Here is a 20,606-nt window from a genome sequence, read left to right as displayed (position 1 = left end):
CGCCGCCGGACGACACATCCGGCTCCGTCCGGCGGCGCGGCCCCCTTCCGCGGACTCTTCCGCGCCCACCGTGTGAGCGCTAACATCCCGTGCCGCGCCTCCTGACACAGCCCCTGCCACGCCTCTGCCACGCCTCTTGTCACGTTCGGAACTCTCTCCCGAGGGAAGACCCTTGAGCACATCGGAAGTGTCCCCGGCGCAGCGCGTCCACCGGCTCCGCGACCGCCTCGGCGGACTCGGCTTCGGCGGCGACTACAACCCCGAACAATGGGACGACGCCACACGCGCGGAAGACCTCCGCCTCATGCGCGACGCCGGCGTCACCCTCGTCAACCTCGCCGTCTTCGGCTGGGGCCGCGTCGAACCCGCCCGCGACGCCTACGACTTCCGCTACTTCGACACCGTCATGGACGACCTCGCCGCACACGGCATCGCCGCCGACCTGGCCACCATGACCGCGTCACCGCCCGCCTGGCTCGCCACCGAACACCCCGAGATCCTGCCCGTCACCGCCGACGGCACCGTCCTCTCGCCCGGCGGCCGACAGCACTTCTGCCCGTCCAGCCCGGTCTACCGCGACCGCGCCGTCAAACTCGCCGAAGCCCTCGCCGCGCATTACGCCGACCACCCGGCACTCGCGATGTGGCACGTCGGCAACGAATACGGCATCCACGTCGCCGAGTGCTTCTGCGACGTCTCCGCCGCCGACTTCCGCCGTTGGCTCGCCGACCGCTACGGCTCCGTCGACAAGCTCAACGACGCCTGGTCCACCGACTTCTGGTCCCAGCGCTACACCGGCTTCGCACAGATCCTGCCGCCGCGCGTCGCCCCGACCTACCCCAATCCCGCCCAGCAGCTCGACTTCAAACGCTTCAGCAACGACGCCCTGCTGACCTGCTTCCGCCTGGAACGCGACGCGCTGCGCCGCATCACCCCCGACGTGCCGGTCACCACGAACTTCCTGGCCGGCCACAAAACCGTCGACTGGTACGCGTGGGCCCCGGAAATGGACGTCGCCGCCCTCGACAGCTACCCCGACCCGCACGGCCCCCACGAGCACATCGCCGCCGCCATCGCCTACGACGCCCTCCGCGGCGCCACCGGCGGCGCCCCCTGGCTCCTCACCGAACAAGCCCCCTCCGCCGTCAACTGGCGCGCCCGCAACGCTGGGAAAGCCCCCGGGCGCATGCGGCTGTGGAGCTGGCAGGCCGTCGCGCAGGGCGCCGACGCCGTCATGTACTTCCAGTGGCGCCAATCCCGCGGCGGCGCCGAGAAGTTCCACTCCGGCATGGTGCCGCACGCCGGCGCCGACAGCCGCGTGTACCGCGAAGTGCGCGCCCTCGGCCGCGAACTCGCCCTGGTCCCGGAACTCGCCGGCACCGAGTCGAGCAACGAGGTCGCCGTGCTGTTCGACTGGAACGCGTGGTGGGCCCTCGAACTCGACTCCCACCCGTCCGACGCGGTCCGCGCTCTCGAACGACTCTTCGACCACTACGCCCCGCTGTTCGACCTCGGCGCCGGCGTCGACGTCGTGCACCCGTCGGCCGACCTGACCGGCTACCGGCTCGTCGTGCTGCCGAGCCTGTACCTGCTGTCCGAAGACCACGCCGCCCGGATCGCCGACTTCGTCGCCGCGGGCGGCACCCTCCTCGCCTCCTTCTTCACCGGCATCGTCGACGAGCACGACCGCGTCCACCTCGGCGGCTACCCCGGGCCGCTGCGCGACGTCCTCGGCATCCGCGTCGAGGAGTTCTGGCCCGCCGCGGACGGCGAACCCGTCCCGCTGCGCGCCGCCCTCGGCGGACCCGAGCCCGCCGAGCCCGCGTCGCTGTGGCGCGAGGACGTCGGCCTGGCCGGCGCCGTCCCCGAACTCCTGTTCACCGGCCCCGACTGGGACGGCCGCCCCGCCGCCACCGTGCACACCCACGGCAGCGGCACCGCCCGCTACGTCGCCACCCGCCCCGACCCGGCGGCCATGCGCGACCTCACCCGCCGGGCCCTCGCCGACGCCGGCGTCGACCCCGTCCTCCCCGGACTGCCGCGCGGCGTCCAGGCGGTCGTCCGCCGCGGCGACGGCTACGACGTGCTCATCGTGCTCAACCACACCGAGGAACCGGTCACCGTCACCCTCCCGGCGGAACGCCGCGACCTCCTCGCCGCCGACCGCCCCCTCGTCGCCGGCCTCACGCTGGAACCGCGCGGCGTCGCCGTCCTCGGCACCACCGGCATGGCGGCCGCCCGATGACCCCCGCCGCCCGCCCGCACCCCGAACTCCGTCTGCACCGAGAGCCGTTCGGCACCGCCCTGGACGGCGGACCGGTCGAACGCTGGACCTTCGGCGCGGCGGGCGGCGTCACCGCCGCCGTCCTGACCTACGGCGGCATCCTCCAGTCCTGCCGCGTCCCCGACCGCGACGGCCACACTGCCGACGTCGTCCTCGCACTCCCCACCACCGCCGCCTATGCGGCCGACGACGCCTACCTCGGCGCACTCGTCGGCCGCTACGCCAACCGCGTCGCCGGCGCGGCCTTCACCCTCGACGGCACCACCCACCGCCTCCCCGACAACGACCGCGGCAACACCCTCCACGGCGGCCCCGACGGCTTCCACCGGCGGATCTGGACCGCCGAGCCGGTCACCGCCGACGACCGGGTCGGCGTTCGCCTGCGGCTGCGCAGCCCCGACGGCGACATGGGCTTCCCCGGCCGCCTGGACGTCGAAGTCGCCTACACCGTCGACCGGGCCGGGACCCTCGAGGTCGACTACCGGGCCGTCGGCGACCGCCCCACCGTGGTCAACCTCACCCAGCACGCGTACTGGAACCTGGCCGGCGGGGGAGACGTCGCCGGACACCGGCTCACCGTCGACGCCGACGCCTACCTGCCCGTCGGGCCGACCGGCATCCCCCACGGCGGCGCCCCCGCACCCGTCGCCGGAACCCCGTTCGCGCTTACCGGACAGCCCCTCGCCGACGTGTTCCGCGCCGCCGCCACCGACCCGCAGCTCGCCGCCGCCGGCGGCCTCGACCACTGCTACGCGCTCCCCGGCGGCACCACCGCCCGGCCGCGCCGCGCCGCCGTCCTCGACGACCCCGCCTCCGGCCGCCGCCTGGAGACCTGGACCACCGAACCCGGGCTCCAGATCTACACCGCCAACGGCCTCGGCGCCCCCTTCGGCCGGCACGCCGCCGTGTGCCTGGAAACCCAGCGTTTCCCGGACACGCCGAACCGGCCCGACTACCCCTCGGCGGTGCTGCTGCCGAGGCAGATCCACCGCTCCACCACGCACTACCGCTTCACGCACATCGCTCCAGCGAACACAGCCACCGGGTCGCCCACGTCGTTGTCGTCCTCCGGCGCGGCGGCCCCGGACCTGCGAAGGACACCGTGAAGAGAACCCTCATCGGGGCCGTGCTGGCCGGGGGCCTGACGGCCGCGGCACTCGCCGTCCCCGGCTCCGGAGCGGCCGCCCCGGCACCCGCCGCACCCGCCGCGGCGAGCGCGCCGCTCGCGGACACCTGGAAGGCGCCGCTCAGCACCCGCGGCCGCTACATCGTCGACGCCGACGGCGACCGGTTCAAACTCAAGTCGGCGAACTGGCACGGCGCGCAAGGCTCGTGGACCGGGTCCGGGGACATCAACGACCCCGCGAACCACAACGCCGGCGAGAAGTCCGACGAAATGCCGCTCGGCCTCGACCGCGCACCCGTCGCGACGATCCTGTCCGACTTCCACACCCTCGGCATCAACAGCGTCCGGCTGCCGTTCTCCAACGAGATGCTGCACGACCAGCGGCCCGTCAGCGACGCGTCCGTCGCGGCCAACCCGCAGCTGCGCGGCAAGACCCCGCTCCAGGTGTTCGACGCGGTCATCGCCGCGACCACCGCCGAAGGCTTCGCCGTCGTCCTCAACAACCACACCAACACGTCCCGGTTCTGCTGCGGCCTGGACGGCAACGAACGCTGGAACACCAGCCAGTCCACCGCCCAGTGGGAAGCCGACTGGCTCATGCTGGCCAAGCGCTACAAGGACAACAAGCGCGTCGTCGGCGCCGACCTGTACAACGAGGTCCGCCGCACGATCACCGACGACGCCAACTGGGGCTGGGGCGACGACCACGACTGGTGGGCCGCTTCCCAGCGCCTCGGCGACCGGCTCCTCACCGAGGCCAACCCCGACCTGCTGATCGTCGTCGAAGGCATCAACTGGCAGGGCATTCCCGCCGACGGGTTCTCCCACTGGCGGCCCACGCTGGAACCGACCCGAACCCTGTCGCACACCCTCGTCGCGTCGAACAAGCTCGTCTACTCGGCGCACTTCTACGGCTACACCGGCCCCAACCACACCGGCGCGACCGGGACCGGCGAAACCCACGACTGGCGCTACCAGGAACTCTCCAAGACCGACCTGTACGCCACCTTGCAGAAGCAGGCGTTCTTCGTCTCCGCGGACACCGGACAGCACTACACGGCGCCCGTGTGGATCAGCGAATTCGGGATCAGCGCCGACGAGACCAACCCGCAGGCCACCGCCTGGTTCGGCAACTTCGTCGACTACCTGATCGCCAACGACACCGACTTCGCCTACTGGCCGCTCGTCGGCTTCGCCGGGCACAACGCCTGGAACCTGCTCGACTACGACACCGCCGGGAAGCGCTCCGGCATCCTCGACGGCGGCGACTGGCGCGCGGCCGCCTGGAACCGCCTGGTGAACGCGCCGTCCACGACCGGACCGATCCCGGCTACGGACACCTGGGACATGCTCAACCTCGACCACGCGGACGCCGTGCAGTCGCTCCGCGTGCGCTCCACCGGCGACTGGGACTCCGGCGCCCGCAAGGGCGTGTGCCCTGACGGCCAGCGCCTCGTCGGTCTGTCCCACAAGGACGGCCGCGGGCTGTGCACCGACGCGGGCGCACGCGACCTGACCGCGCCGGTCGGGCCGTTCACCGTCGTCAAGGACGAGCGCTTCGTCCAGCAGGGCGACTGGGCGGGCGGCTACACCAAGTTCCAGTGCCCGCCGAACCAGTACCTCGTCGGCTACAGCGTCCGCGGCCAAGCGGTCTCGGGCGCGCTGTGCGGACCCGCGTCCCGCGCGCTCCCGACGTCCGGACGCACCGTGTGGTTCGACCGCGGCGACAACCGCCCGGCCGGGAACCCCGGCGGCGAGTTCGCCTCCGGCAACTACAAGGGCCAGTGCGGCACCGACGAGTACGCCGCCGGCATCGCCTTCACCGGCGCGTACGCCAAGGGCAAGACCCCCGACGCCCTGCTCTGCCGCAAGCTGTAGCACCCCGCACCACCCCTGGACCAGCTGCAACGCCCGGAAACTCCGCGAAAAACCCTGAAGCATCCTGAAACCCCTGAAACACCCCGAACCGCCGCGGCGCCGGAGTCTGTCCCCCGGCGCCGCGGCGCCCCGCGAAATTTGCCGCAGGGTTCGCCGGGGGTTCTCCCGCCGGCCGCGCGCGATTCGGCGCCCTGCCGGACATTGAGCGGCGCACCGCCGACCGGCGCACCCGCACCCCCGACGGACGAAAACCGGAGACCCCCTGCCGTGAATGCTGTCAACCGCCGGAGATTCCTCCAGCTCGCGGGCGGCACCGCCGCCCTGTCGGCGCTGTCCGCGCCCATCGCCCGCGCCGCCGCCATCCCCGCGAACCGCCGCACCGGCACCCTGCAGGACGTCGAGCACATCGTCGTCCTCATGCAGGAAAACCGCTCGTTCGACCACTACTTCGGCACCCTGCGCGGCGTCCGCGGCTTCGGCGACCCGCGCCCGGTCACCCTGCCCGGCACCGGTAAGCCCGTTTGGCACCAGGCCAAGAACGGCAAGGAGACCCTGCCGTTCCGCCCGGCGAACAACGACCTGGGCATGGCGTTCCTCCAGGGCACCCCGCACGGCTGGAACGACGGCCACCAAGCCTGGAACAACGGCCGCTACGACGGCTGGATCCCGGCCAAGGGCACCACCACGATGGCGCACCTCACCCGCGAGGACATCCCGTTCCACTTCGCCCTCGCCGAAGCCTTCACCATCTGCGACGCCTACCACTGCTCGCTGATGGGCCCCACGGACCCCAACCGCTACTACATGTGGAGCGGCTACACGGGCAACGACGGCGCCGGCGGCGGCCCCGTCATCAGCAACGCCGAACTCGGCTACGGCTGGACCACCTACCCCGAGCGACTGGAGAGGGCCGGCGTCTCCTGGAAGATCTACCAGGACGAAGGCGACGGCCTCGACGCGGCCGGCTCGTGGGGCTGGACCGACGACGCGTTCATCGGCAACTACGGCGACAACTCGCTGCTGTACTTCAACCAGTACCGCAACGCCCGCCCCGGCGACCCGCTCTTCGACAAGGCCCGCACCGGCACCCGCGCCAAGTCGGGCGGCGGCTACTTCGACCTCCTGCGCGCCGACGTGCAGGCCGGCAAGCTGCCCCAGGTCTCCTGGATCGCCGCCCCCGAAGCGTTCAGCGAGCACCCGAACTGGCCGGTCAACTTCGGTGCCTGGTACGTCTCCCAGGTCCTCGACGCGCTCACCTCCAACCCCGACGTGTGGAGCAAGACCGTCTTCCTGGTCACTTACGACGAGAACGACGGCTTCTTCGACCACGTCGTCCCGCCGTTCGCGGCCAACGGCGCCGCCCAGGGCAAGTCCACCGTCGCCACCGCCGGCGAGTACTTCACCCCGGTCGGCGGCGACCGCAGCACCCCCGGCCAGTACGGCCTCGGCCAGCGCGTCCCGATGATCGCCGTCTCCCCGTGGAGCACCGGCGGCTGGGTCAACTCCGAGACGTTCGACCACACCTCGATCATCCGCTTCATCGAACAGCGCTTCGGCATCCACGAGCCCAACATCTCGCCGTGGCGGCGCGCCGTCTGCGGCGACCTCACCAGCGCGTTCGACTTCGGCAAGACCGAGACCCGGGTCCCCGGCCTGCCCAGCACCGCCCGCTACGTCCCCGCCGACCGCAAGCGGCACCCCGACTTCGTGCCCGTCCCGCCTGCCGACCCCGCTGTTCCCGTGCAGGAAGCCGGCGTCCGCCCCGCCCGCGCACTGCCCTACGACCTGTCCGTCGACGCCCGCGCCGGCGCCGGCAAGCAGCTCGGCATCACCTTCGCCAACGACGGCACCGCCGGTGCGAGCTTCCACGTCACCTCCACCAGCCACCCCGGCGCGCCGTGGTCCTACACGGTCGAAGCCGGCCGCAGCCTCGCCGGAAGCTGGGACGTCACCGCCGACACCAACGGCGTCTACGACTTCACCGTGCACGGCCCCAACGGCTTCTTCCGCGCCTTCCACGGCCGCACCGGCACGGCGGGCGCGGAAATCCGGGCCCGCCGCAACGGCAAGAGCGAGAAGATCCAGCTCGTCCTCACCAACGAAGGCACCGAGACCCTGCAGCTCGAGGTCAAGGACGCCTACAACGCCCGGCAGAGCGCGTCCTTCCGGCTCCGCCCCGGTCAGCAGGCCGTGCACAACGCGCACCTCGGCGACAGCAACGGCTGGTACGACCTGGCCGTCACCGCCCCCGGCGACCCGGCCTACCTGCGCCGCTTCGCCGGCCACGTCGAGACCGGCCGCCCGAGCACGAGCGACCCGGGCAACCTGCACCGCTGACCAGCGGTCCGCCACCCGGTGACCACCTGACCACCTGACCACCTGACCACCTGACCGCCGGCTCGGCGCCGGTGCTCACCCGACGACCCCCGGCGGACCGGCCGCGACCGGACCGCCGGGGCCGCCGGACCCCGCCCGGACGGCCCCGGACCGTCCGGGCGGGCCACCCCGGACAGCCGTACCCGGAAGGCACATTCGCGACAGACGGCCGGTCCCGGACGCGCGGCTTTCACCCGGGCACCGGCGCACGCCATGATGATCGCCATGGAACAGACGCAACCCGATCCCGAACCCCTGCGTAGGGGCGCGGCCGCCCGTCTGGCCGCCGCCGGACACCTCCCGGACCCGCGCTGGCAGCGCGTGGCCGAGGTGTTCCCGCGCGAGGAGTTCGTGCCGGGCGTGTGGGTCCCGTACGCGTCCCCGCCGCCGGGCGCCGCACCGCCGCAGGCCGCGGACCTGACAACCGGGGGCAGCACCGCGGACATCGCCGCAGATATCGCCGCGGACACTGCCGCGGATGGGCCGCGCGTGTGGACGTACCTCGACGGCACGGACCCGGCGCACCGCGCCGCGTGGCTCCACGAGGTCTACTCCGGGACCCCGCTCGTCGTCCGCCTGGCCGCCGCCGCGCCGCACGGCGCCGAGACCGTCACCGGCGACGTCGAGATCGCCACCGTCTCCGTCACCCGCTACCTCGCCGCCCTCCACGCCCTCGAACTCGCCCCCGGGCAGCGGGTGCTGGAACTCGGCCTGGGCGCGGGCATCGGCGCCGGGATGATCGCCGCCTACCTCAACGGACCGGTCCCGTCCGCGCCCGCCGTCGTCGCCGTGGAGATCGACCCGCACCTCGCCGCGTCCACCACGACCCGCCTCGACCGGCACCGCTACCGCGTCGAGATCCACGTCGCCGACGCGCTCGCCCCCGACCTCGCCACCCGCCTCGGCGCCGTCCCCGACCACTGCTCGGGAATGCCGCGCGCCGACGAACACGGCGACGCGCGGCCCGAGTTCGACCGCATCATCGCCACCTTCCCGGTCCCCAAGCCGCCCGCGGAATGGCTGTCCCTCCTCGCCCCCGGCGGCCGCCTCGTCGCCTTCGCCGGCGAACACGGCGACGTCGTGGTGCACGAACGGGCCGCGAACGGGGCACCCGCCCCGGCCGCGGCCCGCTGACGCCCCGCGGGAGGTCCGCCGCCGTGCCACGGAGCCGCCCGGCGGGCCTTGGCCCGCCGGGCCGCCGGGTCAGTCGCTGTGCAGCGCCTGCCGCAGCTCGGTGTCCAGATCCAGCTCCGGCACCGCGGCCGTGTCGATGACGACCTCGTGCAGCACCCCGTTCCAGGTGAACGGCACCTGGTAGTTGCGGTCCACCGGAAGCCCGCGGTCGCGCCCCAGTGTCAACCCCGCACCGCCGTGCTGGAACGCGACGGGCCACGCCCCGCCCAGCGGCACGGTCGCGGTCTCCTTGCCGTCCTCGACCAGGCTCAGCGTCCCGTGCTCACCGCCCTCGGGGCGGAACCGCACGCCGACGCTGCGCCGGCCGGGCGCCAGCGCCGCGTCCGCCGCGACCCGGTCGACCTCGCCGGCCCGCGAGCAGGTGAACGTCAGCCTGCCGTCCCGCGCGTACAGCACGAACCCGCCGGTCAGGTCGCCGAACGAGCACACCACGCCTTCGGCGCCGTCCGCCGGGACCTCGACGTCCGCGGTGAGCGTGAACCCGCCGAACAGCGGCGGCAGCGACTCCTCGTGCACCGGGCTGCCGGCCGGCAGGTACGTGCCGCGCGGCTGGAGCCCGTACTGCGGGAAGATGAGCGCGGCGAGGCGCTCCTGCATCGTGTCGTCGAGCGGCAGCACGTGGTTGCGCTCCGCCTCGTCGAACCAGCGGTCCTCCAACTCGGCCACCACCTCCGGGTGCTGCTCGGCGACGTCGCGGGCTTCGGCGAAGTCGTCGGACAGGTCGAACAGCGACCACCGGTCGGTGGCGAAGTCCCGGCTGCCGAGCAGCAGCCGCTCCTCGTCCAGCACCCCGCGCGACACGTGGTCGGTCGTGGCCTTCCAGCGGCCGTGGATGATCGACCGTGACCCGAGCATCTCGAAGTACTGCGTGGTGCGCGGAGATTCGGCGTCCGGGTCGGTGAACGTGCCGACCAGGGAACGCCCGTCGACGTCCTGCTGGGCCACACCGTCGACGACGTCGGGCTGCGCGACGCCGCACACGTCCAGGATCGTCGGCATCAGGTCCACCGCGTGGGTGATCTGGCTGCGGATCTCGCCGCGCGCCGCGATGCCGTCCGGCCAGTGCACGATCAGCGGGGCGCGCGTGCCGCCCAGCCACGTGTACCGCTTCCACAGGCGCAGCGGTGTGTTGCCCGCCCAGGCCCAGCCCCACGCGTAGTGCGGGTAGGTGTCGGGGCCGCCCCAGTTGTCGAGGTCGGCGATGTTGCGCTCGGTGGAGTCGCCCATCTTGGACGAGAACCGGTGCTCGTTGACCGTGCCGAGCTGGCCTCCCTCGGCGCTGGCGCCGTTGTCCGACATCAGCATCACGAGCGTGTTGTCGAGGCGGCCGGTGCTCTCCAGGAAGTCCAGCAGGCGGCCGATCTGCGCGTCGGTGTGGGTGAGGAAGCCCGCGTAGACCTCCTGCATGCGCGCGAACATCTTGCGGTCGTCCTCGTCGAGGGCGTCCCACTCCTGGATCCACGGCGGCCGCACCGGGAGCTCGGTGTCCTCCGGGACGATCCCGGCGGCCTTCTGCCGCGCGAAGGTGTCCTCGCGCCAGCGCTCCCACCCGCCGTCGAACTTGCCGCGGTACGGCTCGACCCATTCCGGCGCGACGTGGTGCGGCGAGTGCATCGCCCCGAACGGCAGGTACATGAAGTACGGCTTGCCCGGCGCGGCCTGCTTCTGGTCGAGGATCATCCGCGTCGCGGTGTCGACGATGTCCTCGGACAAGTGGTAGCCGTCTTCCGGCCCGGCCGGCGGCTCGACGTAGTGGTTGTCGCACACCAGTTCAGGCGCCCAGTGGTTGGCGTCGCCCTGCAGGAATCCGTAGAAGCGTTCGAAGCCGTAGCCCAGCGGCCACCGGTCGAACGGGCCGGCCGCGGAACGCTCCCAGCGCGGCGTCAGATGCCACTTGCCGACGGCCAGCGTCGAATAGCCCGCATCCCGGAGAATCCGCGGCAGCGTCGCTGCCGACTTCGGGACGCGCGCGTTGTAGCCCTGGTAGGCGATCGGCATGTCCACGAGGAAGCCCATGCCGACGGCGTGGTGGTTCCGCCCGGTCAGCAGGCTCGCCCGGGTGGGGGAGCACAGCGCGGTCACGTGGAAGCGGTTGTAGCGCAGGCCGCCCGCGGCGAGCCGATCCATGTGGGGGGTGGCGATGTCCGACCCGAACGCGCCTATCTGCGCGAACCCGAGGTCGTCCAGCACGATCACCACGACGTCCGGGGCGCCGTCGCGGGGCTTCGGGTCCTCCGGGTAGCACCGGTCGGCCGCGGACGCGGTCAGCGTACGGGGCGGCCGGTCGGCGGGGGTGGCGGGCATGGCGGCACCTTTCGACACGTCCGGCGGATTCGCCGGTTTCGACAGGACGGGAGAACGAGGAGCAAGGGGCGGCGGCGGGCAGAATCCGGCGCGGGGGCGGGGGTCAGCGGGTTCGGCGGCGGGCCGACACCGGGGCGGTGAGGACCGCGACCACGGCGTCGACGACGCCGTCGGCGTACTCCGCCGGGTCGAGATCGGGCTCGGCATCCGGCCCGGAGACGGTGTCGGCTGTGACGTCCACGGTGGCGTCCGGGTCGGGCCCGAGCCGGTGTTCGAGGTCGGCGAGCCCGGCGATGATGAGCCGTCCCGCCAGCTCGCCGCGCTGCCGGGCCCGGGGACCGTGACCGCTGAGACTCCCGGCGGCCGTGCCGCCGAGCGCGTCCAGGATCAGATGCCCGACCTCCAGGGCGCTGTTCACCGGACCGACCTCGGACAGCGGCAGCAGCGCCCGGCCCTGGTGGTCGCACATGCGGTTGAGGAACCGCACGTAGTGGCTCCCGGGCGTCGCGGCCTGCTCGGCGAGCGGGACGACGAGCACCTCGACGAGCGCGCGCACGTCCCCCGCGGTACCGGACGCGCGCACCGCGTCGAGGAGTTCGCGGCGCCGCGCGTCGATCGCGGCCAGCCGGAAGTCGTAGATGGCCTGCAGCAGCGTCTGCTTGTCGCCGAAGTGGTACTGCGCGGCGGCCACGTTGCGCTGTCCGGCGGCGGCACCGATCTGGCGCAGCGAGACGCCGTCGACTCCGAACCGCGCGAACAGCCGCTCCGCGGCCAGGACCATGTCGTCACGGGTGCTCACCCGAGCGACCTTAAAACGCGTGTATTAAACCGTCAAGGGCGGGCCGCCGCCCCGGCGCCCGCGGTCCCGACATCCGCCGCGGGCGCCGCCGGGGTCTGCTTCGGCGCCGGCATCAGCCGGTTCGCCCCGAAGCCCACGACGGACGCCACCACGATGAGCGGCATCTGGTCGAACGCGTCCGGCCCCATCAGCAGCACCGCCAGCACCGAACTGGTCAGCGGCAGCCCCGTCACCACCGCCACGCCCGCTGCCATCCCGAGCGCCAACGCGGGCGTCGGATGCAGCCCCGGCAGACCGGAGCACGCCATCGCGGTCGCCGCACCCAGCAGCACCGCCGGGAAGATCGGACCGCCGCGCAGCGCCCCGAGACAGACCGTCCACGCCAACGCCTTGCACACCACCAGCGCGATGAGAGCACCGACCGACAGCTCGTGCGGACCGGCCGCGAGCTGCCCGAGCATCGCCTGCCCGGACAACGCGGCTTCGTCGGGGGAGCGGTCCGTGATCAGCGAATATGCGGCCAGCGGTACGCCGACCGCGCTCGCACACACCAGCGTCCGCCACCCGAGGTTGCGCTGCACCCAGCGCTCGGTCGGCTGCGCCAGCCGATGCGCCCCGCCGACCACGACCACGATCAGCAGGACGATCGGGATCCCCCACAGGAAGTCGCCCGCGTCCGGATTCACGTCCGGCGGCACCTGGGGGAGTTTCAGGCCGCCGGTCGAGAGGCCGGTCCAGTTCCCGAACCCGGTGAACACCAATGCGCCGGTCGCGCTCGCGATCAGGCACGGCAGCAGCAGCGCCACCATCTGCGGCCCGGCGAGAGCGGCGGCTTCGAGGATCAGCACCGCGGAGACGACCGGACCGCCGAGGATCGTGGAAATCGCCGCGGTGGACCCGGCGGTGGCGAGCAGCGCCACGCCCTTGGGGCTCGCCGCCTTCTTCAGCGGCCGCATCGCCAACAGCGCGAGGCCGCTGCCGAGCGCCATCAGCGGCGCCTCCGGGCCGAGCACCACACCGAGCGGCAGCGTCGCGACCGCGGCGATGACGACGCTCGGCAGCTCGACCGGGCCGATCGGCTTGCCGCCGAGCCCGTGGACGGGAACGTGCCCGCCGCGCCCCGGCATCCGGGTCACGATTGGCACCAGGATCAGTCCGGCGAGGAAAAGGGCGGGGAGCGGCCACCACCAAGGCGCCCGGTCGTAGCCGACCGCGTTCGGCAGGTCCTCCCAGACCTGGCGCTGGAGCCAGTGCTGCAGGCTGACGAAGAAGAACGACGCGAGCGCGATCGGCACGCCGAGCAGCACGCACAGTGCCATGAGCCCCTGGTAGCCGCGGTCGCGCAGGAGTCGGGATACCGGATCCCCGGTGTCGCCGTCGGTCCCGGGCGCCGGCGGGGGATCGGGCGCCGGGCCGGTCCGGTCCGCCGGGTCCGTCGGATCCGGCGCTCCCGGGGCCGGGGCAGAGTCCGCGGGTCGGCTCATGGGCTCCTCGTCGGGTCCGCGGGCGGTGCGGTGCACGGCCCGGCTCCGGAACAGTGCGAGACCGCCCGCCCGAAGGCGGGCGGTCCGGCCGCACGGCTCTCCCATTATTCATGTCATAAGGGATGAATCGCCGCTATTCGGACTATCGGGGCGGCGTGTTGGCGTGTCGGCTCCTGGGGCTGGTATCCCCGGGTAGCGTGGATGCTTGCCGGCGCGCCGCTCCGCGAGCTGTTCGGAGGGCAGGGCTGCTGCTTCGAACGCCGCGTCCCTCGGTCGAGAACCGGTGCGTGACGTTTCCGCCGCTCGATCGTTGGCGGAACAAAAGGAGCCACGCAACGCCGCCCCGGGGCCGCACCGAACGGTTTGTCATCACGCGATGTCTTCTGCCCCTGTCATCCTCCGCGTCCCTGTGGGAGCGTGCGCGTGTGATCTCCCGTGCCACGCTTTTCGGCCGCACCGACGGCGGCGATCCGACGCGCCCGGCCGCCCCGGGCACGCCGCCCGCCGTGCGTCCGCGCGCACTCCTCGGCGCGCTCGTGCTCGCCGCGTCGGCCTACTCGCTGCTGCAAGCCACCGTCGGACCGGCGGTGCCGACCTTCCAGCGCGAGTTCGGCGCGCCCACCGGCGAACTCGCGTGGATCATGAACGGTTTCATCCTGTCGTCCGCCGTCGCCACCCCCATCGCCGGACGGCTGGGCGACGTCTTCGGCCGGAAACGGGTCCTCGTCGTCGTGCTCGTGCTGCTCGCCGCGGGCACCGCGGTGTGCGCGCTCGCCACCTCGCTGTGGGTCATGGTCGCCGGGCGCGTCGTCGCCGGACTCGGCGGCGCCGTCTTCCCGCTGTCGTTCGCGATCGTCCGCGAATGCCTGCCCGCCGACCGCGTCGGCCCGGCCATCGGCCTGCTGTCCGCGGTCGTCGGGGTCGGCGGCGGCATCGGCATCGTCGCCACCGGGCCCATCGTCGAACACCTGTCGTACCACTGGCTGTTCTGGCTGCCGCTGATCCTCGTCGGGGCCACGCTCGCCGCGGTGGTTGGGTGCGTGCCGCGGTCAGATCCACCCGGCAGGTCGGCACGTGTCGACTGGTGGGGCGCCCTGCTGCTGGCCGGCACGCTCGTGAGCCTGCTGCTCGCCCTGACCAAAGTCCAGACCTGGCCCCCGGCCGTCGTCGCGGCGCTCCTCGCCGCGTCGGTGCTGCTCGGCGCCGCCTGGGTGTGGCTCGCCGCCCGCATCCGCGACCCGCTGATCGACCTCACCATGCTGCGGCTGCGCCCCGTGTGGACGGCCAACGCCGCCGCGGTCCTCGCCGGCATCACCGCGTCCACGTCGATGTTCCTGCTGCCCCAGCTCGCCGCCCAACCCACGGACACCGGCTTCGGCTTCGGGCAGGACGTGAGCGCCGCCGGACTGCTGATCCTGCCGCAGTCGTTCACCATCCTGCTGGCCGGCGTCGTCGCCGGACGCGCCTGCGCCACGCGCGGATCCCGCAGCGTGCTGGTGGCCGGCGCGCTGGTCAGCACCGTCGGGCTGGTCGCCCTCGCGCTGCTGCACGGCGAACTGTGGCAGGCCTACGTGGTCAGCGCCGTCATAGGCCTCGGCACCGGCCTGCTCCAGACCGGCCTGGCCGACCAGGTCGTGCGCGCCGTGCCCGCGGCCCACACCGCGGCCGCCGCGGGCGCCAACATGGTGGCCCGCAACGTCGGCATGACGATCGGCGCCCAGCAAGCCGCCACCGTTCTCGCCGGGGCCTCCGGCGACAATCCCACCAGCGGCGGCTTCGTCCTCGCCTGCGCCCTGGCCGCCGCGGCGGGCGCGGTCATGGTGGCGGTGTCGCTGCGGTCGCCGCGCCTCCGGCCGGCCTGACCCGGGGCGGGGGCCTCCACGTGGCCCCCGCCCCGGGCGCTGTCGGCCGGGTTACACCCGGTCGGCCGCGATCAGCAGGTACTGGAAGCTGCCGTTCTTGTACGCCGTCAGGAACGCGTCCTCGATCCCCGTCACCAGCGGCGACTTCGCCCGCAGCTCCCAGTACGGCAGCGTCGCCTCGGTCAGGTCGACCACCGCCGTGGGCACCAGCCGGTTCGCGGCCAGCTCGCGGAAGTACGTGCTGCGCGGGTGGATGTCGCAGATGTAGTGCGCGTTGATCTCGCTGACCGCCTTCGAGGGCAGCCCGTACGTGTCGTTGTAGCAGCCGGTGATGCACACGTACCGGCCGCCGCGGCGCAGCAGCCGCGCGTACTCGGCGAACAGCACGCCGAGTTCCACGTACATCGTGCTCTCGTTGTTCCAGATCCCGTCGAAGGAGCCGGTCTCGAACCCGGTGTCCAGCATGTTCTTGAGGTGGAACTGCACCTTGTCGGAGAGGCCGCGCTTGGCGGCCTGCTCGGTGGCGAAGTCGACCTGTTTCTGCGAGATCGAGATGCCGTCGACGCTGCAGCCGAAGCGCGCGTTCGCGACGAGGCTGCCGCCGCCGCGCCCGCTGCCGGAGTCGAGGAGCCGCTGGTCGGGGCGGATCGGGCCGAGGTGGTCGAGCAGCACGTCGGCCTGCGCGCACTCGAGGCGGTGCAGTTCGCGGATGAGGCGTTCCTCGCGGCTGTCCTCCGGCCCTTCGAGCACCGACCAGTCGGCGTCGCCGACGCCGTAATGGTGGTGGTAGATGCCGTCGACCTCGCCCAGCCGCAGGTTCACCGGGTTCTTCTCCCGGTTCCAGTAGTCCGCGACGGAGTTCTGGTACGGGCTGGTGAAGACCGCGCGTGGAGCGTCTTGGATGGTCACCGTCGTTCCTTTCGGGGGTGGCCGCCCGGTCCGGGCGCCTGCGTGATCAGCTTCCGTGCACGGCCTGGTACCGCGGGCTGGTGGCGTGCCACTGCTTGCTGCCGCCCATCCATGCCCACAGCCCGGCCAGGTACCGCTTCAACATCGGCGAGCCCAGCGCGCTCAGCGCCACCGACTCGGCCTCGATCTGGTGCATCAGGTCGTCGTGGATCCCCGCCGCCTTGTCCACCGCCTCCTGAAGCGTCAAACCCTCCTCGGCGGCCAGCAGGTTCGGCAGGTTCGTGTCGGTGGGGTCCTCCTTCGCCATCGAGTACAGGTCGTTGAGGAGGACGTTCGCGGTCCCCGCGCACAGATAGGTGCGCCGCACCCGCGCGTCCGCCGCCTCGTAGGCGGGCAGCTCGTAGCCACCGATCGGGTCGATCAGCACCATGCACGGATAGAACGCGTTCTCCCAGCGGTGCAGCATGTACTCCCACACCGCCGGACGGCGCCCGGAACTCCGCCACTCGGCTTCCTGGTTGTAGCCGACGAACATCACCGCCAGCTCGTGCCGCAACCGCGCGACCTGCGTCGGCGTCGCGATCGCCGACAGGTTGTCCAGCGCCGAACGGAACGCCCGCAGCACCGGCTCGCGCTGCACCAGACGCTCGAACTCGTGCCCGTACCCGGCCGGCAGCCGCACCGGGTCGACCACCGCGTGCGCCATCGCCAACCGCGGCCCGAGCAGTTCCGGAGTCGTGTCCTCGCCTTCGTCGACCCAGTGGTCGTCGACCGCCCACTCCGACAACCCGCACTGCGCCGCCACCAGCAACCGATCGGGGTCGTCGCAGTCCGGGTGGGCGAGCATGAACAGCCGCCCGAAGTCGTGCGACCGCAGACGATCGAGACGGCCTTCGAAGATGCCGATCCCGGCCGCCCAGTCGACCAGGCGCTCGTTCACCGCCTCGCCCAGCGCGGGATCGTCCCGCACCGCGTCCGGGCAGTACAGCGGGGGAACCCGCAGGCCGCCGCCCGACGCACCGGAGCCGTCCTTGCCATCGCCGCTGCCGCTGCCGCTGCCGTCGTGGCCGTTGCGCAAGCGCAGCCGGGCGGCCGACGTGCCCAGCCCCGTCGGGCCCGCCAGGGTGCCGGCCGCGGTCACGACCGCGGCGCCGCGATCTCGACGTTCTCCAGCACCCCGATCGCATCCGGCACCAGGATCGCCACCGAGTGGTAGCCGCTCACCAGGTACGAGATCACCGCCTGCTGGTCGATCCCCATGAACCGGGCGTTCAGCCCCGGCTCCACCTCGTCCGGGATGCCGATCTGCCGCAGCCCCACCACGCCCTGGTCCTCCTCGCCCACACGCAGCGCCAGAATCGAACTCGTGTGCCCGTCGACCACGGGGATCTTGCCGCACGGGAAGATCGGCACCCCGCGCCACGCCGGCACCGCGTTCCCGTTCACGTCCACACTCCCCGGCACCAGGCCCCGCTTGTTGCACTCGCGGAAGAACGCCGCGATCGCCTTCGGGTGCGCCAGGAACATGCGCGTCTTACGGCGCATGCTCAGCAAGTCGTCCATGTCGTCCGGCGTCGGCGGCCCCGACCACGTGTTGATCCGCTGCGCATAGTCCGCGTTGTGCAGCAGCCCGAAGTCGCGGTTGTTCAGCAGCTCCCACTCCTGCCGCTCACGCAACTCCTCGATGGTCAGCCGCAACTGCTCCTCGACCTGGTTCATCGGGTCGTTGAACAGGTCCGCCACGCGGGTGTGCACGCGCAGCACCGTCTGGGCGACGGACAACTCGTACTCGCGCGGCTCCAGTTCGTAGTCCACGAACGTGCCGCCGATGGTCGGCTCGCCCTCGTGGCCCGCCGTCACGGCCACGTCCGCCTCGCCGCGGCTGTTCGTCGGCCGCCGCCGGTGCGCCAAATACGCGTGGATGTGGTTCTGCAGCGACGCCGACCGCTCGAACACCTCCCGAAAGCCCGACCACGGCAGCACCATGATCGTGCTCGTCGTCGCCGCCTTCACGGTGAACCCCCAATGGGGGTCCGCCTGCCCGAGCGCCTCCTCGCCCAGCGGGTCGCCGTCCGCCAGCACGCCCAGGACTTCCGTCGTGCCGTACTTGCCGATCCCCAGCCGGTTCAGCTTGCCGTGCGCGATGAGGTACGTCTCCGTCACCGGCGTCCCCGCCTCGACGACCACCTCGCCCGGACGGAACTCGCGCGGCGTACACCGCGCCGCCAACTCGGCCAGCACGTCCTCGTCGTCGTACCCGCGCAGCGGCGGGATCTCGGAGAGCGTCCGCGGCACGATCCGGACGTCGTCCGCACCGTTCTGCACGAACCGCACCCGGCCCCGGCCCACCGCCAGCGACAACCGGCGGTTCACCCGGTACGTGCCGCCGGACACGTTCACCCACGGCAGCATCTTCAGCAGCCACCGCGACGTGATGCCCTGCATCTGCGGCTGCGTCTTGGTCGTCGTCGTCAGATTGCGGGCCGCCTGCGTGCTCAGGCTGAGCCGGTCCTCCGCCACCTGCCCGTTCGGACTCGCGGACGGCGCGGCAGTGCCGGTCTCGTCGATCGTCATGGTCGAAATCCCCTCGCATTGCGCCAGGACTGGTCGGAATCGCACACCACGCGACGGTTCGCCACCGCGCGCTCCGGCGCGCACGCACGCGCACACCGGCGCATGGCGAAACACCACCGGCGTATGCGTCTCTGCGCCCCTTCGGCCGGCGCATCGACGCCGCCAACCGCGTGCATGCCTAGAAAAGAACGCCGCACCCCCGCGGCGACAGAGCCTCCGACTAACCGGCCTGTTGAACGCCCGGCCGCGTTGAAAACCCACCGCCGGGCCGTACCCCGCCGACCATTCCGAACCCGGCTGAACCTGCCTGGCCCTGCCTGGCCCTGCCTGGACCTTCCTGAACCTTCCTGAACCTTCCTGAACCTCTATGAACCTGTCGGAAACCGGCCGAACCACCGGCCGTCGACCATCACCCGGCCCCGGGACCCGGCACCTCGACCAAGGGAGAAACCGCCCCATGGGGGAACGCATCCCCAACGCACGCCTCCGCACGCTCCTCAAGGAAGCCGCGTGGACCGGCCAGGACTTCGCCCGCGCCGTCAACACCACCGGCGCGGAAACCGGCGTAGCCCTCCGCTACGACCGCACCGCCGTCGCCCACTGGCTCGCCGGCTCACGCCCGTCCCGCACCGTCACCGCCCTCGCCGCCGAAGCCCTGTCCCGCCGCCTCGGCCGCCGTATATCCCCCGACGAAACCGGCCTCACCCGTTCCTGCGCCGACCCCACCGCGGAACCTCCGCCGGACCCCGCCGCCGCCCTCGCCGCCCTCGCCGACCCCGCCCGCACCTCGGTGTACGTCGTCACCGAAAGCCGCCGCCTCCCCGCCACCGGCGCAGGCCCCACCCCTGCTTCGGCGGCCCTTGCCGCGTCCGGCACCCGGCACGTCGGCCGCGACCACATCGCCGCCGCCGAGGCCCTCCTGCGCAGCCTCTCCCTCGCCGACGACGCCTTCGGCGGCGGCCACGGCCGCCACGCCCTCGCCGGATTCCTCGGCACCGTCGTCGCCGACTGGCTCCGCGCCCCCGCCGCCCCCCAGATACGCCACGACCTTCTCGTGAGCGCATCACGGCTCGCCTACCTCGCCGGATTCATGTGCTTCGACGGCTGCCACCACGGACTCGCCCAGGACTACTACCGCACCGCCGCGGCCCTCGCGCGCGAAGCCGCCGACCCCGCCGGCTACGCCGCCGCCCTCCGCGGACTCAGCGTCCAGGCCTACCACCTCGGCCATCGCGCCCTCGCGCACGACCTCGCCGAAGCCGCCGCCCGCCACAGCCCCGCACTCGCCCCCGCCCAAGCCGCGTTCGTGCACGGCCAACTCGCCGTCGCCCACGCGGGCCGCGGCGACCGCACCGCCGCCTTCGCCGCGCTGCGCACTGCCGGCACCCACCTCGAACGCGCGGGCCGCGACACCGACGTCGTCGCCACCTACCACGCCGCCGCGGAAGCCCACCAGGAAGCCGAAGTCCGCACCGCCCTCGGCGACCACCGCGGCGCCGTCAGTGCCCTGCGCACCGCACTCCGCGTCCGCCCCGCATCCGAACGCCGCGCCCGCGCCGTCACCACCGCACGCCTCGCCGAACTGCTCCTCGGCCAAGGCAGCCTCGACCAAGCCTGCGCCGCGTGGCGGGACTTCCTGGACGACTACCCGCACCTGCAATCCGGCCGCCTCGACGCCGCCGCCCGCACCATGCGGGCACGCCTCAGACCCCACCGGTCGTCGGTCGCGGTGCGCGGGATGTGGGGGAGAGTGGAACTGGCAGGGGCGGGGAGACTGCGGTAGCGCGGCCTGCGCGGCGAGCAGCCGGCCCCGACG

13 protein-coding genes are annotated in these 20,606 nt (G+C 72.7%); 7 read left to right on the top strand and 6 right to left on the bottom strand.

The genetic code is table 11. The annotated features are described in order from the left end of the window. The first annotated feature begins 172 nt into the window (after window positions 1–172). From ACPA54_RS06360 to ACPA54_RS06340, 5 genes are all read left to right on the top strand, one after another. Entirely contained in the window at window positions 173–2,245 is a 2,073-nt protein-coding gene (locus ACPA54_RS06360; RefSeq protein ID WP_423527640.1) for a beta-galactosidase, read from the top strand. Continuing rightward, a complete protein-coding gene (locus ACPA54_RS06355; RefSeq protein ID WP_423527638.1) occupies window positions 2,242–3,390 on the top strand; it encodes an aldose epimerase family protein in 1,149 nt (382 codons plus the stop codon). The genes ACPA54_RS06360 and ACPA54_RS06355 overlap by 4 nt, the downstream gene beginning before the upstream one ends. Then, the gene (locus tag ACPA54_RS06350) at window positions 3,387–5,288 is read left to right on the top strand and encodes a glycoside hydrolase family 5 protein (protein ID WP_423527636.1); all 1,902 of its coding nucleotides are present in this window, start codon (window positions 3,387–3,389) and stop codon (window positions 5,286–5,288) included. The genes ACPA54_RS06355 and ACPA54_RS06350 overlap by 4 nt, the downstream gene beginning before the upstream one ends. Before the next feature lie 267 nt (window positions 5,289–5,555). Further along, window positions 5,556–7,625 carry a phosphocholine-specific phospholipase C gene (locus ACPA54_RS06345; RefSeq protein ID WP_423527634.1) on the top strand — a complete coding sequence of 690 codons (2,070 nt, stop codon included), beginning with the start codon at window positions 5,556–5,558 and terminating at the stop codon, window positions 7,623–7,625. Window positions 7,626–7,889: 264 nt separating this feature from the next. Then, window positions 7,890–8,798, top strand: a complete 909-nt coding sequence (locus ACPA54_RS06340; protein WP_423527632.1) for a hypothetical protein — start codon at window positions 7,890–7,892, stop codon at window positions 8,796–8,798. Between the two features lie 69 nt (window positions 8,799–8,867). Here the strand turns inward: ACPA54_RS06340 and ACPA54_RS06335 are convergent, their stop codons facing one another. The 3 genes from ACPA54_RS06335 to ACPA54_RS06325 all read right to left on the bottom strand — a co-directional run bounded on the left by ACPA54_RS06335 (window position 8,868) and on the right by ACPA54_RS06325 (window position 13,445). Beyond that, window positions 8,868–11,162 carry an arylsulfatase gene (locus ACPA54_RS06335; protein ID WP_423527630.1) on the bottom strand — a complete coding sequence of 765 codons (2,295 nt, stop codon included), beginning with the start codon at window positions 11,160–11,162 and terminating at the stop codon, window positions 8,868–8,870. Between the two features lie 103 nt (window positions 11,163–11,265). Next, on the bottom strand, window positions 11,266–11,961 hold the full coding sequence (locus tag ACPA54_RS06330) for a TetR/AcrR family transcriptional regulator (protein ID WP_423527628.1): 696 nt from the start codon (window positions 11,959–11,961) through the stop codon (window positions 11,266–11,268). A gap of 32 nt (window positions 11,962–11,993) precedes the next feature. Then, on the bottom strand, window positions 11,994–13,445 hold the full coding sequence (locus ACPA54_RS06325; protein ID WP_423527626.1) for a chloride channel protein: 1,452 nt from the start codon (window positions 13,443–13,445) through the stop codon (window positions 11,994–11,996). A gap of 425 nt (window positions 13,446–13,870) precedes the next feature. Here ACPA54_RS06325 and ACPA54_RS06320 point away from each other — a divergent pair, with 425 nt between their 5' ends. Further along, window positions 13,871–15,307: an MFS transporter gene (locus ACPA54_RS06320; protein ID WP_423527624.1), complete on the top strand. Its 1,437-nt coding sequence runs from the start codon at window positions 13,871–13,873 to the stop codon at window positions 15,305–15,307. A gap of 51 nt (window positions 15,308–15,358) precedes the next feature. On the opposite strand, the gene ACPA54_RS06315 is transcribed toward ACPA54_RS06320, so the two are convergent. From ACPA54_RS06315 to ACPA54_RS06305, 3 genes are read right to left on the bottom strand one after another with little or no spacing between them, the layout of a single operon-like run. Continuing rightward, window positions 15,359–16,216, bottom strand: coding sequence for a geranyl diphosphate 2-C-methyltransferase (locus ACPA54_RS06315; RefSeq protein ID WP_423527622.1), 858 nt, complete (start codon window positions 16,214–16,216; stop codon window positions 15,359–15,361). A gap of 46 nt (window positions 16,217–16,262) precedes the next feature. Continuing rightward, window positions 16,263–17,357: a family 2 encapsulin nanocompartment cargo protein terpene cyclase gene (locus tag ACPA54_RS06310; protein WP_423527621.1), complete on the bottom strand. Its 1,095-nt coding sequence runs from the start codon at window positions 17,355–17,357 to the stop codon at window positions 16,263–16,265. Beyond that, a complete protein-coding gene (locus ACPA54_RS06305; protein ID WP_423527619.1) occupies window positions 17,354–18,790 on the bottom strand; it encodes a family 2B encapsulin nanocompartment shell protein in 1,437 nt (478 codons plus the stop codon). The genes ACPA54_RS06310 and ACPA54_RS06305 overlap by 4 nt, the downstream gene beginning before the upstream one ends. Before the next feature lie 457 nt (window positions 18,791–19,247). Here ACPA54_RS06305 and ACPA54_RS06300 point away from each other — a divergent pair, with 457 nt between their 5' ends. Further along, complete coding sequence (locus tag ACPA54_RS06300; RefSeq protein WP_423527617.1) at window positions 19,248–20,573, top strand: tetratricopeptide repeat protein; 1,326 nt, start codon at window positions 19,248–19,250, stop codon at window positions 20,571–20,573. Window positions 20,574–20,606: the final 33 nt, after the last annotated feature.

Origin of the sequence: Uniformispora flossi (assembly GCF_049534875.1) — a bacterium.
GTDB classification, from domain to species: Bacteria; Actinomycetota; Actinomycetes; order Streptomycetales; family Streptomycetaceae; genus Yinghuangia; species Yinghuangia aomiensis.
Note: the sequence above shows the minus strand (reverse complement) of the source record. Positions and strands in the feature narration are given on the sequence as shown.

Coding starts and splice junctions, on each gene's coding strand:
- ACPA54_RS06325 (WP_423527626.1), bottom strand. CDS start 13,445: ATGAGCCGACCCGCGGACTCTGCCCCGGCCCCGGGAGCGCCGGATCCG.
- ACPA54_RS06305 (WP_423527619.1), bottom strand. CDS start 18,790: ATGACGATCGACGAGACCGGCACTGCCGCGCCGTCCGCGAGTCCGAAC.
- ACPA54_RS06355 (WP_423527638.1), top strand. CDS start 2,242: ATGACCCCCGCCGCCCGCCCGCACCCCGAACTCCGTCTGCACCGAGAG.
- ACPA54_RS06300 (WP_423527617.1), top strand. CDS start 19,248: ATGGGGGAACGCATCCCCAACGCACGCCTCCGCACGCTCCTCAAGGAA.
- ACPA54_RS06335 (WP_423527630.1), bottom strand. CDS start 11,162: ATGCCCGCCACCCCCGCCGACCGGCCGCCCCGTACGCTGACCGCGTCC.
- ACPA54_RS06340 (WP_423527632.1), top strand. CDS start 7,890: ATGGAACAGACGCAACCCGATCCCGAACCCCTGCGTAGGGGCGCGGCC.